This is a genomic window from Pseudomonas sp. DCB_AW (assembly GCF_026240895.1).
GTDB lineage: Bacteria > Pseudomonadota > Gammaproteobacteria > Pseudomonadales > Pseudomonadaceae > Aquipseudomonas > Aquipseudomonas kermanshahensis.
In genome coordinates this window covers 18,904-33,720 of record NZ_JAPFCE010000016.1, presented here as the reverse complement: position 1 = coordinate 33,720, position 14,817 = coordinate 18,904, and the positions used below count along the sequence as shown (strand labels likewise).

12 protein-coding genes and 1 riboswitch are annotated in these 14,817 nt (G+C 61.6%); of the genes, 7 read left to right on the top strand and 5 right to left on the bottom strand.

Annotated elements, in window-relative coordinates; genetic code table 11:
• Positions 1-21: 21 nt before the first annotated feature.
• Entirely contained in the window at positions 22-855 is an 834-nt protein-coding gene (locus OO306_RS12070; protein WP_099430625.1) for an EamA family transporter, read from the bottom strand.
• 261 nt (positions 856-1,116) lie between these two features.
• Here OO306_RS12070 and OO306_RS12065 point away from each other — a divergent pair, with 261 nt between their 5' ends.
• Positions 1,117-2,352 (top strand): sodium:proton antiporter, encoded by a 1,236-nt coding sequence (locus OO306_RS12065; RefSeq protein WP_027592454.1) that lies wholly within the window; start codon positions 1,117-1,119, stop codon positions 2,350-2,352.
• A 117-nt stretch (positions 2,353-2,469) separates the two neighbouring features.
• On the opposite strand, the gene OO306_RS12060 is transcribed toward OO306_RS12065, so the two are convergent.
• Positions 2,470-2,871: an acyl-CoA thioesterase gene (locus tag OO306_RS12060; protein WP_027592453.1), complete on the bottom strand. Its 402-nt coding sequence runs from the start codon at positions 2,869-2,871 to the stop codon at positions 2,470-2,472.
• Positions 2,872-3,050: 179 nt separating this feature from the next.
• Positions 3,051-3,147: riboswitch (S-adenosyl-L-homocysteine riboswitch) on the top strand.
• Positions 3,148-3,167: 20 nt separating this feature from the next.
• On the opposite strand from OO306_RS12060, the gene ahcY reads away from it, so the two are divergent.
• The 6 genes from ahcY to OO306_RS12030 all read left to right on the top strand — a co-directional run bounded on the left by ahcY (position 3,168) and on the right by OO306_RS12030 (position 11,380).
• The gene (ahcY, locus tag OO306_RS12055) at positions 3,168-4,577 is read left to right on the top strand and encodes an adenosylhomocysteinase (RefSeq protein WP_099430626.1); all 1,410 of its coding nucleotides are present in this window, start codon (positions 3,168-3,170) and stop codon (positions 4,575-4,577) included.
• Between the two features lie 137 nt (positions 4,578-4,714).
• Complete coding sequence (metF, locus tag OO306_RS12050) at positions 4,715-5,560, top strand: methylenetetrahydrofolate reductase [NAD(P)H] (protein WP_027592451.1); 846 nt, start codon at positions 4,715-4,717, stop codon at positions 5,558-5,560.
• Between the two features lie 93 nt (positions 5,561-5,653).
• Positions 5,654-6,730: a hypothetical protein gene (locus OO306_RS12045; RefSeq protein WP_265968828.1), complete on the top strand. Its 1,077-nt coding sequence runs from the start codon at positions 5,654-5,656 to the stop codon at positions 6,728-6,730.
• A gap of 52 nt (positions 6,731-6,782) precedes the next feature.
• Positions 6,783-7,571, top strand: a complete 789-nt coding sequence (locus OO306_RS12040) for an ABC transporter substrate-binding protein (protein WP_265968827.1) — start codon at positions 6,783-6,785, stop codon at positions 7,569-7,571.
• A 218-nt stretch (positions 7,572-7,789) separates the two neighbouring features.
• Entirely contained in the window at positions 7,790-9,676 is a 1,887-nt protein-coding gene (locus OO306_RS12035; RefSeq protein ID WP_265968825.1) for a DEAD/DEAH box helicase, read from the top strand.
• A gap of 150 nt (positions 9,677-9,826) precedes the next feature.
• On the top strand, positions 9,827-11,380 hold the full coding sequence (locus OO306_RS12030; RefSeq protein ID WP_265968823.1) for a M60 family metallopeptidase: 1,554 nt from the start codon (positions 9,827-9,829) through the stop codon (positions 11,378-11,380).
• 71 nt (positions 11,381-11,451) lie between these two features.
• Here the strand turns inward: OO306_RS12030 and OO306_RS12025 are convergent, their stop codons facing one another.
• The 3 genes from OO306_RS12025 to OO306_RS12015 all read right to left on the bottom strand — a co-directional run bounded on the left by OO306_RS12025 (position 11,452) and on the right by OO306_RS12015 (position 14,723).
• Positions 11,452-12,030: a YceI family protein gene (locus OO306_RS12025; RefSeq protein WP_265968821.1), complete on the bottom strand. Its 579-nt coding sequence runs from the start codon at positions 12,028-12,030 to the stop codon at positions 11,452-11,454.
• Between the two features lie 31 nt (positions 12,031-12,061).
• Positions 12,062-12,613, bottom strand: a complete 552-nt coding sequence (locus OO306_RS12020; RefSeq protein WP_099430628.1) for a cytochrome b — start codon at positions 12,611-12,613, stop codon at positions 12,062-12,064.
• Between the two features lie 223 nt (positions 12,614-12,836).
• Positions 12,837-14,723: a flavin monoamine oxidase family protein gene (locus OO306_RS12015; RefSeq protein WP_265968820.1), complete on the bottom strand. Its 1,887-nt coding sequence runs from the start codon at positions 14,721-14,723 to the stop codon at positions 12,837-12,839.
• Positions 14,724-14,817: the final 94 nt, after the last annotated feature.

The window sequence follows — 14,817 nt, the reverse complement described above, 5'->3', positions numbered from 1 at the left end:
ACTCCTTGTTCAATCGAAAGGTTAGAGCTTCATTACCAGCATGCCTGCCAGCACCAGCCCGCAAGCTAGGAGTCTTGGCCCGCCAAAAGGTTCTTTGAGGTAGCGCATACCCAACAGCACCACCAGGATCACGCTCAATTCCCGCAGCGCCGCCGCCTCGGCCACCGACCCCAGGTGCATGGCCCACAGCACCAGGGCATAACTGAACAGCACACAAAGCCCTACGGCCAACCCCAGCCGCCATTGGGTTCGCCAAAACAGCACAAACGGTGCCCGGCGCGCCACACTGGCCAGCAGCGGGAAGGGCCAGGCACTGAGCAAGGTCAGCCATACCAGGTAGTCCCAAGGCTTGCCCCACAGCCGCACCGCCTGGCCGTCGAACCAGGTGTAGCAACCGATGCACAGGCCAATCAGCGCCACCACAGGCAACATCGACCAAGGCAGCCGATCACCACCGCCCCCCTGCCACAGCAGGCACGCCATGCCACACGGAATGAGCAGGATGCCGATGATCTGCTGCTGGCTCAGCGATTCCCCGGCAAAGGCCAGGGTCAAGCCCAGCACCACCAGCGGCGACAGCCCGCGCATCAGAGGATAGACCAGCCCCAGGTCACCCACCCGATAGGCCTGGATCAGCAGATAGCGGTACAACTGTTCGGCCAGCGCCGAGGCGATCAACCAGGGCCAGATTTCAGCAGGAGGCACCTCGACAAAGGCCACGGCCAGCACGGCAAAAGCCAGCGCGACCGTGTCCATGCTGGCAATCACCAACAAGCGCTCGCCGCTGAATTTGATCAGGGTGTTCCAGGTCGCATGCAGGAGGGCGGCGACCAGTACCAGGGAAGTTGCCAACACGCCTTCAAGTCCTTGTGACGTTATTGAGGCACGAATATATCGTCTTCAGTCTGGTGTGCGTATGTCGGAAGATTTTCAGCGTTTACGAAATCGGGCGCCGCGCGGGCGGCGCATCTCAAAACCATCGTACAACTCAAGCCCTACACATGAACGATTCCAACAATTCCGGTCAAAGGTGTGCCCCGAAGCCCTCGCCAGGTCATCAAAGAACTGCCCGAGTCATTCGGGTACGACTTGGAAGCCACTGTTACAGGATTTGGGATGCTTGAATTAGTTGCCGCGTTTATCTGCCTCACCACCCTTCTCACCTACGTCAACTACCGCTTCATCGGCCTGCCACCCGCCATTGGCGTGATGGTCACGGCACTGCTGTTCTCGTTGATGCTGCAAGGGCTTAGCCTGATTGGCTTCCCTGGCCTCGAAGAGCGCGTCGAAGGCCTGATGAACCAGATCGACTTCAACGATTTGCTGATGCACTGGATGCTGGCATTCCTGCTGTTCGCCGGCGCCTTGCACGTCAACCTCTCAGACCTGCGCAGCTATCGCTGGCCGATCGGCCTGCTGGCGACCATCGGCGTACTGATCGCCACCGTGGTGATCGGCTACCTGTCGCACTGGGTGTTCGCGATGTTCGGCTGGCAGGTTCCGCTGATCTACTGCCTGCTGTTCGGCGCGCTGATCTCGCCCACCGACCCGATTGCCGTGCTCGGCGCATTGCGGACCGCCAATGCCTCCAAGCCGCTGAAAACCACCATCGTCGGCGAATCGCTGTTCAACGACGGCACCGCGGTCGTGGTGTTCACCGTGCTGCTGGGCATCATCCAGCTCGGCGAAACCCCCAGTGCCTATGACACGGCGGTGCTGTTCGCCCGCGAGGCCATTGGCGGTGTGGTGTTCGGCGGCGTGATCGGCTACGCCACCTACCGCATGATCAAGAGCGTGGAGCAGTACCAGGTCGAGGTCATGCTGACCTTGGCGCTGGTCATCGGTGGCTCGGCAATGTGCTACGAACTGCACGTTTCTGCACCGATCGCCATGGTGGTCGCCGGCCTGATCATCGGCAACATGGGGCGCAACCTGGCGATGAACGACATGACCCGTCGCTACATGGACGGTTTCTGGGAGTTGATCGATGACATGCTCAACGCTTTGCTGTTCGCGCTGATCGGCCTTGAGCTGCTGCTGCTGCCGTTCAACTGGATGCACCTGGCGGCCGGCGGGGTGCTGGCACTGGCGGTCCTGCTGTCGCGGCTGCTTACCGTGGCCCCGGCAATCTTGCTGCTGCGCCGCTGGCGGAGTGTGCCGAAAGGCACCGTGCGGGTACTGACCTGGGGCGGCCTGCGCGGCGGCGTGTCGGTAGCGCTGGCACTGTCGCTGCCGCTGGGTGAGGAACGTGACCTGCTGCTGTCGATCACCTACATCGTGGTGTTGTCGTCGATCCTGGTGCAGGGGCTGAGCATCGGGCGGGTGGTGCGCAAGGTTAGCGCCCAGCCCTGAAAACAAGGGGGCCGCTTTGCGGCCCATCGCGACACAAGGCCGCTCCTACACGGGATTCGCATTCTCCTGTAGGAGCGGCCTTGTGTCGCGATGGGCTGCAAGGCAGCCCCAAAATGCCTACTCGACTGCCGAGTCCGGGAACTGGTCCTGGACGTATTTGATCTCGGTGCGCCCGTGAGCCGCCGGCATGCCATCTTCGCCGAGGTTGACGAACACCATCTTGTCGACGGTCAGGATGCTCTTGCGGGTGATCTTGTTGCGCACTTCGCACTTGAGGGTGATCGAGGTGCGGCCGAATTCAGTGGCGGTGATGCCCAGTTCGATGATGTCGCCCTGGCGTGAGGCACTGACGAAGTTGATCTCCGACATGTACTTGGTCACCACACGCTGGTTGCCCAGCTGGACGATGGCGTAAATCGCCGCTTCTTCGTCGATCCAGCGCAACAGGCTGCCACCGAACAGGGTGCCATTGGGGTTGAGGTCTTCGGGTTTTACCCATTTGCGGGTGTGAAAGTTCATCGGTACTCCTAACCTGCTTGGCTAACGTGCATTCATGATGGCAGAGCGGCCGCCGCCGCTCCATTGAACATCGACTATCGTCTCGATTAATCGACAGAAAACCTTGGGCGAAGGTCCCTGTCGCGGCTATAATCCTGCCGCTTCACTTGGCCACCCGCAGCGGCGGCCATGCCCGCCACCTGTCCGAGGGGCGCTGCAGCAGGCTAGGCCTGTCAGGCTCGGATGGGGCGTTGTCCGCTCCTGCGGACGCTCAACGCACAACGGCGCCCATTCGCACACTACGAATGGAGGCTCTCATGAGCGCTGTAAACACGCCTGCTGGTTTTACCGATTTCAAAGTCGCTGACATCTCCCTGGCTGCCTGGGGCCGTCGCGAAACCATCATCGCCGAATCGGAAATGCCTGCACTGATGGGCCTGCGTCGCAAGTACCTCACCGAGCAACCGCTCAAGGGTGCGAAGATTCTGGGCTGCATCCACATGACCATTCAGACTGCCGTGCTGATCGAAACCCTGGTTGCCCTGGGTGCCGAAGTGCGCTGGTCGTCCTGCAACATCTTCTCCACCCAGGACCAGGCCGCTGCCTCCATCGCTGCCGCCGGTATCCCTGTGTTCGCCTGGAAAGGCGAAACCGAGGAAGAATACGAGTGGTGCCTGGAGCAGACCATCCTCAAGGATGGCCAGCCATGGGACGCCAACATGATCCTCGACGACGGCGGCGACCTGACCGAGCTGCTGCACAAGAAGTACCCAGCCGTTCTGGACCGCGTCCACGGTGTCACCGAAGAGACCACCACCGGCGTGCACCGCCTGCTGGACATGCTGGCCAAGGGCGAGCTGAAAGTCCCGGCGATCAACGTCAACGACTCGGTTACCAAGAGCAAGAACGACAACAAGTACGGCTGCCGTCACAGCCTGAACGACGCCATCAAGCGTGGCACCGACCACCTGCTGTCGGGCAAGCAAGCCCTGGTGATCGGCTACGGTGACGTGGGCAAGGGCTCGGCCCAGTCCCTGCGTCAGGAAGGCATGATCGTCAAGGTCACCGAAGTTGACCCGATCTGCGCCATGCAAGCCTGCATGGACGGCTTCGAGCTGGTTTCGCCGTTCATCGACGGCATCAACAACGGCACCGAGGCCAGCATCGACAAAGCGCTGCTGGGCAAGATCGACCTGATCGTCACCACCACCGGTAACGTCAACGTCTGCGACGCCAACATGCTCAAGGCCCTGAAGAAGCGTGCCGTGGTCTGCAACATCGGCCACTTCGACAACGAGATCGACACCGCCTTCATGCGCAAGAACTGGGCCTGGGAAGAGGTCAAGCCGCAGGTGCACAAGATCCACCGCACCGGCGCTGGCAGCTTCGACCCGCAAAACGACGACTACCTGATCCTGCTGGCTGAAGGCCGTCTGGTGAACCTGGGCAACGCCACCGGTCACCCAAGCCGCATCATGGACGGTTCGTTCGCCAACCAGGTGCTGGCACAGATCTTCCTGTTCGAGCAGAAGTACGCCGACCTGTCGGCCGAGAAGAAAGCCGAACGCCTGACCGTAGAAGTGCTGCCCAAGAAGCTCGACGAAGAAGTGGCCCTGGAAATGGTCCGCGGCTTCGGCGGCGTGGTCACCCAGCTGACCCAGCAGCAAGCCGACTACATCGGCGTGACTGTCGAAGGCCCGTTCAAGCCACACGCATACCGCTACTAAGCGGCAAGCGCCCGGCGGCATGCCGGCGGGCGCTTGTAGTCGTTTAATCTTGATCGATGCCCAAGCCAGGCCGGCCCCCACCGCCCTGGCTTTTACTTGCAGCGTGCGGCTCATGGCCTGCAGCTGAGGAAACAGAGATGTCACAAGAACGCCGCTACAGCTTCGAATTCTTCCCGACCAAGACCGATGCCGGTCACGAAAAGCTGATGGGCGTTGCCCGCCAGCTAGCCACCTACAACCCCGATTTCTTCTCCTGCACCTACGGTGCCGGCGGCTCTACCCGCGACCGTACACTGAACACTGTGCTGCAGCTGGAGAGCGAAGTGAAAGTGCCTGCCGCACCGCACCTGTCGTGCGTCGGCGACACCAAAGAAGAGCTGCGCGCCCTGCTTGCCGAGTACAAGGCTGCTGGCATCAAGCGCATCGTCGCCCTGCGCGGCGACCTGCCTTCCGGCATGGGCATGGCCAGCGGCGAGCTGCGCTACGCCAGCGACCTGGTCGAATTCATCCGCCAGGAAACCGGTGATCACTTCCATCTGGAAGTGGCGGCCTACCCCGAGATGCACCCCCAGGCCCGCAACTTCGAGATCGACCTGGCCAACTTCGTGCACAAGGTCAAGGCCGGTGCCGACAGCGCCATCACCCAGTACTTCTTCAACGCCGACAGCTATTTCTACTTTGTCGAGCGTGCGCAGAAACTGGGCGTCGATATCCCGGTGGTGCCCGGCATCATGCCGATTACCAATTACAGCAAGCTGGCCCGGTTCTCCGACGCCTGCGGCGCCGAGATCCCGCGCTGGATCCGCAAGCAGCTGGAAGCCTATGGCGACGACACCGCCAGCATCCAGGCCTTCGGCGAAGAAGTAATCACCCGCATGTGTGAACAACTGCTGCAAGGCGGCGCACCGGGCTTGCACTTCTATACGCTGAACCAGGCCGAAGCGAGCCTGGCGATCTGGAACAACCTGAAGCTGCCTCGCTGAAACTTTTTGGCAATATCTGATTAAGAAATGATTAAGGCTTTGGTCATAGACTAAGGCCTTATTTATTTTCGGGTTAAACAGGTCTTGCCTGACATGCAGCATCCTCAGCCATCGCGCCCTCAGCTCGTCTACCTGGCTTTCGGCCCGGCCACCTACCATCAGGAAGCCTGCTTCAGCATCGTCAGTGCCCTTGCCCACCTGGACGTATCGGCAGGCGAGGCGCTGGATATTCAGGTCTATACCGACAACCCGGCGCCCTATGCCAAGCTGCCGGTCACGCTGCACCTGCTCGACGACGCCACGCGCGCGGCGTGGAATGCCCCGCATGGTTATCACTTTCGCAGCAAGCATGTGCTGCTGCGTCAGGTGTTGACGCAGCATGCAATGGCGGTGCTGATCGATACCGACACCTTCTTCCGTCAGTCACCGATGCGGCTGTTCCAGCGGGTCGCGCCTGGCCACCTGCTGTGCAACGCCATCGGCGGGCGCTACGGCGCCAACCAGAAATGCCTGCTGTACAAGAACCTGCTGGCCGTCCTCCAGGCCCAAGGCCTGGCCGATTGCCAGATGCCCTTGATCAACTCGGGCGTGATCGGGCTCACCGCCGAAGACGCGCAGGCACTGGACCACTCCATCGCCATGATGGACCAGTTCTACCCACTGGCCCGCGAGGCCTACACCCTCGAAGAGTTCTGCCTGGCCGTGGCGGCCTACCGCAAACTGCAGTTGGCCGAGTGCACCGACGTCATCCACCACTACTGGAGCCGCAAGGCCCAGTTCCGCGCCAAGATCCAGGCCTGGCTGCGCAAACACGGCGACACTCCGTTGAGCGAAGCTGCACTGGCCGATGTCGCACGGGTCAACGATCAACTGCCGCGGCCGCCGACCCTGCATCGGCTGGGCTACAAGGCGTTGAGCCTGACCCTGCCCAGCCACGAGCGGCAATTTGCCCGCGAATTGCTGTATGGCAGCTACCCCTACCCCAACGAGTTCGACCGGGCCTGTGCATCGGCCTGGTGGGACAAAGCCCTGGAGAACTTCAATGCGCGCAACGGCCGCATCCAGCCCGAACAGCTGCGCCAGTGCCTGCGTCACCCGGGCCTGCGCCTGTCACTCGGGGCACAGCGCAAGGCTATCGAAGCGCACCTGCTCAAGTCGGCGCAGGCCTGAACAGCCGCCGCTTCACTGGCCTTGAGCAGGCCGAGCGCGTAATCTGCGGGCCATGTTCGCCACCACCCGATTGTTCTGGATCCTGCTGCTCGCCTGCCTGAGCCCGTTGGCTCTGGCCGAACGCCTGCGCCTGGTGTCCGACGACTGGGCACCGTATGTGTACCAGCAAGATGGCCAACCTCGGGGCATCGACTACGAAGTGACCACCCAGGTATTCAAGCGCCTGGGGGTAGAGGTGGAATGGCAGTTCCTGCCCTGGAAGCGCTGCCTGGCAATGATCGAGCAAGGGCTGGCCGACGGTATTGTGGATGTCTTCCAGTTCGACACGCGCAGGCCCTACCTGGTCTACCCAACGGAGCCCATGTCGGATGTCGAGTTCGTGCTGTTCCAGGCCCGCAGCCGCCGTCATGCCGTCACCGGCCTGGACGATCTTGCGGGCCTGTCCGTCGGCACATCGCCCGGCTACACCTACGGCGCCGCATTCAACGATTCGCCGCGTTTTCGCCGCGAAGCAGCCCCTACCCATGAAGCCAACTTCGGCAAACTGTTGCTGGGCCGTATCGATTTGCTGATTACCGACCGCAGGGTTGGGCGCTACCTGATGCGCCAGCTGGGCCTTGAACAACGCATCGAAGAGCTGCCATGGGTGGTCAGCCGACAGACGCAATACCTGGGGCTGACCCGCAAACCCGGGCGCGAGGCACTGGCCCAGGCGTTCTCCGAAGAGTTGCAACGCTTCAAGCAGGAACCCGCCTACGCCGCTATCAGCCACCGCTACATAGGCGACATCGGAAACATTCTCAACGCCGTTGAGCAGCAGGAAAGCAGCACGTCGCGATAGCTCTGTTATACTCGGGCCTTCCCGCCAGGCTTACGCCCGGACGCTCGGCCTAGCAACAGGCATCCCGATCGGCAACGACGCACCATCGCGTCAGCCCTCCGCTTCCTGGATGTGCAGTGAAAGCCAAGCTGGACCGGACGCGATCGCATCTCACCGATGCCCGTCGCGCCAGGCAGAACATCCCAACGGGCCCAGCCCACACGAGAACAGGATTGCCCATGTCCTTTGCTTCCCTCGGTCTCTCCGAGGCTCTTGTCCGCGCTATCGAGGCTGCGGGCTATACCCAGCCGACTCCGGTGCAACAGCGGGCTGTTCCCGCCGTGTTGCAAGGCCGTGATCTGATGGTCGCCGCCCAGACAGGTACTGGTAAAACCGGCGGTTTCGCCTTGCCGATCCTCGAGCGCCTGTTCCCGGGTGGCCACCCTGACAAGTCGCAGCGCCATGGCCCACGCCAGCCTCGCGTACTGGTCCTGACTCCGACCCGCGAGCTGGCCGCCCAGGTGCATGACAGCTTCAAGGTCTATGCCCGTGATCTGCCGCTGGTCAGCGCCTGTATCTTCGGCGGTGTCGGCATGAACCCACAAATCCAGGCCATCGCCAAAGGTGTCGATGTACTGGTCGCGTGCCCTGGCCGCCTGCTTGACCTGGCTGGCCAAGGCAAGGTCGACCTGGCCCACGTCGAAATCCTGGTCCTCGACGAAGCCGACCGCATGCTCGACATGGGCTTCATCCATGACGTGAAGAAGGTCCTTGCCCGCCTGCCGGCCAAACGCCAGAACCTGCTGTTCTCGGCCACCTTCTCCAAGGACATCACCGACCTGGCCGACAAGCTCCTGCACAACCCGGAGCGCATCGAGGTCACCCCACCGAACACCACGGTCGAGCGCATCGAGCAGCGCATCTACCGCCTGCCCGCCAGCCACAAGCGTGCGCTGCTGGCACACCTGATCACCCAGGGTGCCTGGGAACAGGTGTTGGTCTTCACCCGTACCAAGCATGGCGCCAACCGCCTGGCCGAGTACCTGGAAAAGCACGGCCTGACCGCCGCCGCGATCCACGGCAACAAGAGCCAGAACGCCCGCACCAAAGCCCTGGCCGACTTCAAGGCCAACGCGGTACGGGTACTGGTTGCCACCGACATCGCCGCCCGCGGCCTGGACATCGACCAGTTGCCCCACGTGGTCAACTTCGAGCTGCCCAATGTCGAGGAGGACTACGTCCACCGTATCGGCCGTACGGGCCGTGCCGGCCGTTCGGGTGAGGCCATTTCCCTGGTCGCGCCTGATGAAGAGAAGCTGCTCAAGAGCATCGAGCGGGTCACCAAGCAGAAGATTGCTGACGGCGACCTGATGGGCTTCGACGCAAGCCAGGTCGAGGCCGAGAAGCCGGAAGTGCGCGAACGCCCGCAAAACGCCGGCCGTGGCGGTCGCAACCAGCCACGCGGCGAAGGCGGCAAAGACGCCAACGGCGGCCGCAAGGACAAAGGCAAGGACAAGGGCAAGACCCGGCAGCACGCTGCCGAGAAGCCTGCCGAGAAGGAAAAGGCGGGCGACAAGCCGCAACAGCGCAAACCGCGTGACAACAAGCCACGCCAGCAGCAAGCCAGCCAGAACAGCACACCGAAAGCACCGGCCGACCGTGCCCCGGACGAGTTCCTGGATGACGAAGTCGACAACTTTGGCAACCGCGCTGACTACGTCAGCCCGTACCAGGGCAAGAACCAGGGGCGTAACCGCCGTCCTGGCGGTGGCACTGGCGCAGGTCAAAACCAAGGCCAAGGTGCGGCGGCTCCACGCAACAACAACGGCGGCCAACCTCGCACGGGTGGCCAGCCACGCAGCGCCAGCGGCGAGAAACGCCCACCGCGCAACAACGCGGGCGGCGGTGCACGCCGTGACAACAACGGTGGTGGTCGCGGTCGCCCGGCGCGCGATGATGCTGCGCGCCAGGAACCTGCAGTCCGCAGCTCGCGTGAGCCGCAGAACCAGCCAGTGATCATCCGCAAGGAATCCAAGCTCGATCGTTACCCAACGCCTGAGCAACTGGACGATCTGCCAAGCCGCCCACGCGGCGAGCGACCTGCGCTGCTGACGCGCAATCGCTGACATTGAAGTGATCTATGCGGTGGGCTGCTGAACAGCCCACCGCATAGCATTATCCGAATGCTCCCCCTCCCGCAACCTATCAGTCCTGCGAGTTTTGTCATCGTTTCATTGCGCTCATCGTAATTACTCACTCCCCACTGAGTAATAGAAGTGCGTACTACAGAAACCCAGCAACACAGCAACGCGCAACGTGCACTCATCGACTGCATCGACGCCGACGCCCTTGAACAAATCGCAGTTTCAAGACCGCTGATAGAAACACTTTCGTTGAGAGCGGGTTCCCGCATCGATGTGCGTGGCAGCACGTCAGCTAGAAAGGGCACAGTCGAAGCCTTTTCAGAAAACCGATGGAAAGGCATCGCCAGTGTGAAGCCCGATGGCACCTTTCATAATGGCGATCTTCCAGCGAGTTACCTCAACAGCAAAGACACCATTCTGGTTCGCATCGTCGATGGCGAAGCCTCCATTCCTGTCCTTGCCAACAGCTACTTCGTCCACCCACGCTCGGTCTGGGTCACTCCGACTCCGACTAAACAGGCAGATCGACAAGCCTATCGATGGCTACTTCAATGGGCCGATTACAAACCCACCGGCTACAAGCTTCCGGCGAACACCCGCGCCTCGATCTTTCTGGAGGGTGATGATTGCAATGTTACCGTGACGATCGGCATTCAGGGCCTGGCGCAGCAAGCGGACCGCAGCCAGCAAACCCAGAACATGCGCGAGCATCGTCTGCAGCGAGGGGAAAACATACTGCCCCTCGACCCACTGGGCGGCGTGGTACATATCCGCAATAACGGCAGTTCGGGCTGTCGAGTGATTTTCGACGAGGCGGTTCAACCCATTCCGTACTACGTCCTCGACCAAACGCCGCCTTCGGACTTTCTAACAATGCTATTGCTCTGTGACGCAGTGTCCGAGGTACAGCTTGTCGGTGACCGCATTGCCATTTCAGCCTACACCGACACCTTCAATCGGTTTGCGATTGCCGATGTCGCCGAAATTATCCGCTCCCATCAAGAAGTGCTGAGCATCCAAGCCCAGGCCTGCGGCCTGGACGACTCATCGCCAAGGCATAGGCGCAGCAATATGTGGATACACGCTGTGGAGGCAGCGTCGACGATCAACCCAAGCGCAACGACGGGATTAATCCTTCTGCCGCATAGGCGTGACCCTGGCAACGAATACATGTGTGCATTGCTTGCAGGTGAAGCCCACAAACGCTGGGTGACGCTGCATGAGTACGGCCATCATTTTCAGAACGTCGTTAATGCCGTCGCACCCATGTTCCGCGAGAACTCGGTAAACATCTACGCGCTTGCAGTCGGGCGCGTTCACAAACACGACTACAGCGACATTCTGCCTACTCGCTGGCCGGCGCTGAAAGCGTGGCTGGCCAAGCCCCGCGACCAGAAGCGATACATGGAGTCGCCAGACTCCCTCGCCATTTTTGAACAACTCAGGAAGGGCTTCGGCGACCACTATCTGCCCGCCTGGGATCGCTACATTCGCGACAATCCACAATGCACGGCCGACTTGATCGGGTTCGCCACTTCCCTGTCCCTGGTCGCAAACTGCAACCTCGCTGATTATTTGGCGGATTGGGGCGTCATCACGGTAAACGATGCCACATGGCACGCCCTGCAGGCCTTAGGCCTTCCAGCGCCTGCGGCGGGGTTGACTGACCTGGTCCCGTACCTCTGACACTGCAAAGCAAAACGCCGGGGATGAGCGTCAATCGCTCATCCCCGGCGTTTTTATTACACGTGCAGCAATTACTTCGCCTTAACGCCTTCAAGGCTGATATCCAGGTCCAAGGTCTGCGAAGTCGCGCCTGGGCCTTTGATGCCGAAGTCGTTCAGGTTCAGCGTGGTGGTGGCGTTGAAGCCAGCACGTTCGCCGCCCCATGGGTCCTTGCCTTCACCGTTGAAGGTGGCCTTGAAGGTGACCGGCTTGGTCACGCCGTGCAGGGTCAGGTCACCGGTCACGTCGGCAGTCTTCTCACCGGTCGATTTGACGGCGGTCGACACGAACTTGGCGTCCGGGTACTTCTTCACGTCCAGGAAGTCTTTGCTGGCGATGTGCTTGTCACGCTCGGCGTGGTTCGACCACAGGCTGGCAGTCTTCAGGTCGACGTTGATCTTGCTCGCTTCAGGCTTGGCGCTGTCCCAGCTGAAGTTGCCGTCGAAGTCCTTGAAGGTACCGTGAATGAAGCTGTAGCCCAGGTGGCTGATCTTCCAGTCGACGAACGCGTGCTGGCCTTCCTTGTCGATCTTGTAGTCAGCGGCCATGGCCTGGCCAGCGGAGAACAGTGCAGTACCGAGCGCCAGAGCGGCAAAAGTCTTTTTCAACATCCTTTCTATTCCTTGCAATTGAGGTTGAGAGTCAAGCTTTGCGGCCCAGCATACGGATCAGGGTCGCGTCACGGTCTATGAAGTGGTGTTTCAGTGCTGCCAGGCCATGCAGCACGGCAAAAATCACCAGGCCCCAGGCTAGCCAGAGGTGGATCACCCCAGCCAGGTCCGCCTGATCGGGCAGGTCGCTGACCAGAGCCGGTACTTCGAACAAGCCGAATACCGGAATACCAACGCCGTCGGCGGTGGAGATCAAATAACCGGCGATCATCACCGCGAACAGCCCCACATACAGTGCCAGATGGCCCAGCTTGGCGGCCACGCGGGTGAGTGCTCCGTGGTTGGCCGGTGCCGGCGGTGGCGGGCTGATGAAACGCCAGAGTACGCGCAGCAGCATCACTGCCAGCAGCACCAGGCCGATGCTCTTGTGCAGGTCAGGGCCCGACTTGCGCCAAGGGTCGTAGTAATCCAGGCCGACCATCCACAGCCCCAGGCCAAACAGGCCGAAGACTGCCAGCGCGACACCCCAGTGCAGGATGATGCTGACCACGCCGTAGCGAGAAGGTGAATTGCGCAGTTGCATGTTGGCGTGTTTCCCCGTGAAAGCTGTGCACAGACTAACGCGTAACGTATCGAATAAAAGCGGAAAAAATTGCTTCGGATTATCGAGAAATCCGATGGATATTGTGAAAGCTTCCTATTAAGGAAACATTAACGATAGTCGGTGAGTTCAGGGTTGCCAGTGCCGGCCTCTTCGCAGCACAAGGCTGCTCCTACAGGAGGAAGAGGCCGGCACTGTCGATCAATCAACCCGCCTTGGCCTGGGTATTGGCCACTGGCTTCTTCGCGGGCTCTGATTTGACCGTGGCCTTTTTCGCTTCAACAGGCTTGTGCGCCTGTTTAGCCGCCGGCTTGTGTGCCGGGGCATGCTTGGCAGGCGCGGTTTTGGTTGCGGCAGGTTTGGCAGCAGCAGGTTTTACCGCGGCTTCCTTGGCCACAGGCGCCGGTGCAACCGGTTCTGGAGCGGCCTGTGGCGCCGGTGCCGGGGCCACTTCGTCGGCCTTGGCAATCGGCTGGGCTTTCACCTCAGGCTTGTCAGCCCCACCAAACAGGCGCTTGAAGAAACCTGGCTTGTCCTGCTTGGCCTCTTCTTTCACCGGCTCGGCCTTGGCCGGGGCTTTTTCCACCTTGTCGCCCTTTTCAGCCTTGTCGGAAGCACCACCGAACAGGTTGGAGAAGAACCCGCCCTTGTCCTTGGCCGCCGCGGCGCCTGCTGCTGCCGCCGCCACAGGTACGGCCTTGGCCGGGTCGAACGACTTGCCGGCCAGCAGGTCCTGCACCTGGCCCGCCGCGCGTTGACCGCTGCGCAGGGCGCCTTCCAAGGTGCCTGGGTAGAGGGCGTCAGTGTGCTCACCGGCGAAGCTGATGCGCTGCACCGGGCGCTCCCACAGGCGCCAGTACTTGCTGATCTGCCCTGGGCCGTAGGCCAGGTAGGCGCCACCGGTGCCAGCGTCAGTGCTGTAGCGTTTGACTTCGTAGCCGGTGAACGAACCGCGGGCCTGTGGATAAAACGCATGCAGGCGGATAAGCACCTGGTCGACCATCTGCTTGTCGCCAAATGCCTGCAGCAGGCGGGCGTTGTCGCCGGACAGGTTGATCACCACGTTGGCCCCGCCCTTCAGCGCCGGCTCGATCCACAGCATGCCCAGGCCTGCGTTACTGAAGATTTCGCCGGACATACGGGCCCGGCTTTCCCACACCGGCTTGTTGAACTTGAGCATCAGCTGGTCGCGCCAGCCATAGTTGGTGCCCTTGAGCGCGGCGAGGTGCTGGCTGTCCAGGCCCGGGGTCATCTGGATCTTGGCCAGGGCGCGCAGCGGCACGGCCATGACCAGGTAATCGGCCTGGTAGCCCACGCTACCAACCTTGACGGTGACGCCGTCCTTGTCCTGCACGATGGCAGTGACCGGCGAGCTGGTCTTGATGGTCTTCAGCTGTTTGACGAACGCCTGGGCCAACACCGGGCTGCCACCGGGCAGGCGCGCGGCACGCAGATCGCGGTCGCTGACACCACGGTAAACGCGGTTCTGCTGAGCGAAATACAGCAGCGACAGGCGCGACGGCTCATCGTAACGGCTACGGATCTGCTGGTTGACCAGCTGACGCGCGGTGGCTGGCAGTTGCAGCTTGTCGAGCCAGGAAGACACGTTGATCTGATCGAGGGCGAACAGCGTGCTGGTCGCCTGGGGGTTCAGCGGGTCGTCGATCGAACGGGCCAGGTCATCGAGGGTTTTCTCATAGCGCTTGAGCGCCTCGGCAGTAGCCGGCTGCTTGGTGGCAAGGTCCGTCGCACTGAAGTACTCACCGTCGATCAGGTAGCCCGGCGTACGCACGAACTCTGGCGCTGGCAGTGTTTCAAGTTTGAAACGGTCGAGGTACTGGTTGAGTACCGGCTGTGCCTTGGCGTTGCCGATCCACTCACTGGTGGCCAGGCCCGAGCGACCGCCCATACCCGACTTGGCCTCCAGCAGCGTCACCTGCCAGCCCTTGCTCTGCAGTTCATAGGCTGCAGTGAGGCCCGCAAGGCCCCCACCCACCACGATAGCCGTAGGTGTTTTGTCCTTTGCCAGCGCGGCACCGCTGGACACACCAATCAATACCAACGCGCACAGGCGCACCCAAGCAGCAGCCATGTCGGCGAACTCCGAGTCAGACGTTACAGAAAAATAGGGAGGCAGGAATGCCCCGAGGCGATGCGTTAAGAATACGTCAGCTCTGCCAACCCTG

Excerpts from the sequence above, each read along its gene's own strand:
- OO306_RS12015 (WP_265968820.1), bottom strand. The coding sequence starts at position 14,723 with ATGGCTGCTGCTTGGGTGCGCCTGTGCGCGTTGGTATTGATTGGTGTG.
- metF (WP_027592451.1), top strand. The coding sequence starts at position 4,715 with ATGTCACAAGAACGCCGCTACAGCTTCGAATTCTTCCCGACCAAGACC.
- OO306_RS12035 (WP_265968825.1), top strand. The coding sequence starts at position 7,790 with ATGTCCTTTGCTTCCCTCGGTCTCTCCGAGGCTCTTGTCCGCGCTATC.
- OO306_RS12040 (WP_265968827.1), top strand. The coding sequence starts at position 6,783 with ATGTTCGCCACCACCCGATTGTTCTGGATCCTGCTGCTCGCCTGCCTG.
- OO306_RS12060 (WP_027592453.1), bottom strand. The coding sequence starts at position 2,871 with ATGAACTTTCACACCCGCAAATGGGTAAAACCCGAAGACCTCAACCCC.
- OO306_RS12065 (WP_027592454.1), top strand. The coding sequence starts at position 1,117 with ATGCTTGAATTAGTTGCCGCGTTTATCTGCCTCACCACCCTTCTCACC.
- ahcY (WP_099430626.1), top strand. The coding sequence starts at position 3,168 with ATGAGCGCTGTAAACACGCCTGCTGGTTTTACCGATTTCAAAGTCGCT.
- OO306_RS12020 (WP_099430628.1), bottom strand. The coding sequence starts at position 12,613 with ATGCAACTGCGCAATTCACCTTCTCGCTACGGCGTGGTCAGCATCATC.
- OO306_RS12025 (WP_265968821.1), bottom strand. The coding sequence starts at position 12,030 with ATGTTGAAAAAGACTTTTGCCGCTCTGGCGCTCGGTACTGCACTGTTC.
- OO306_RS12045 (WP_265968828.1), top strand. The coding sequence starts at position 5,654 with ATGCAGCATCCTCAGCCATCGCGCCCTCAGCTCGTCTACCTGGCTTTC.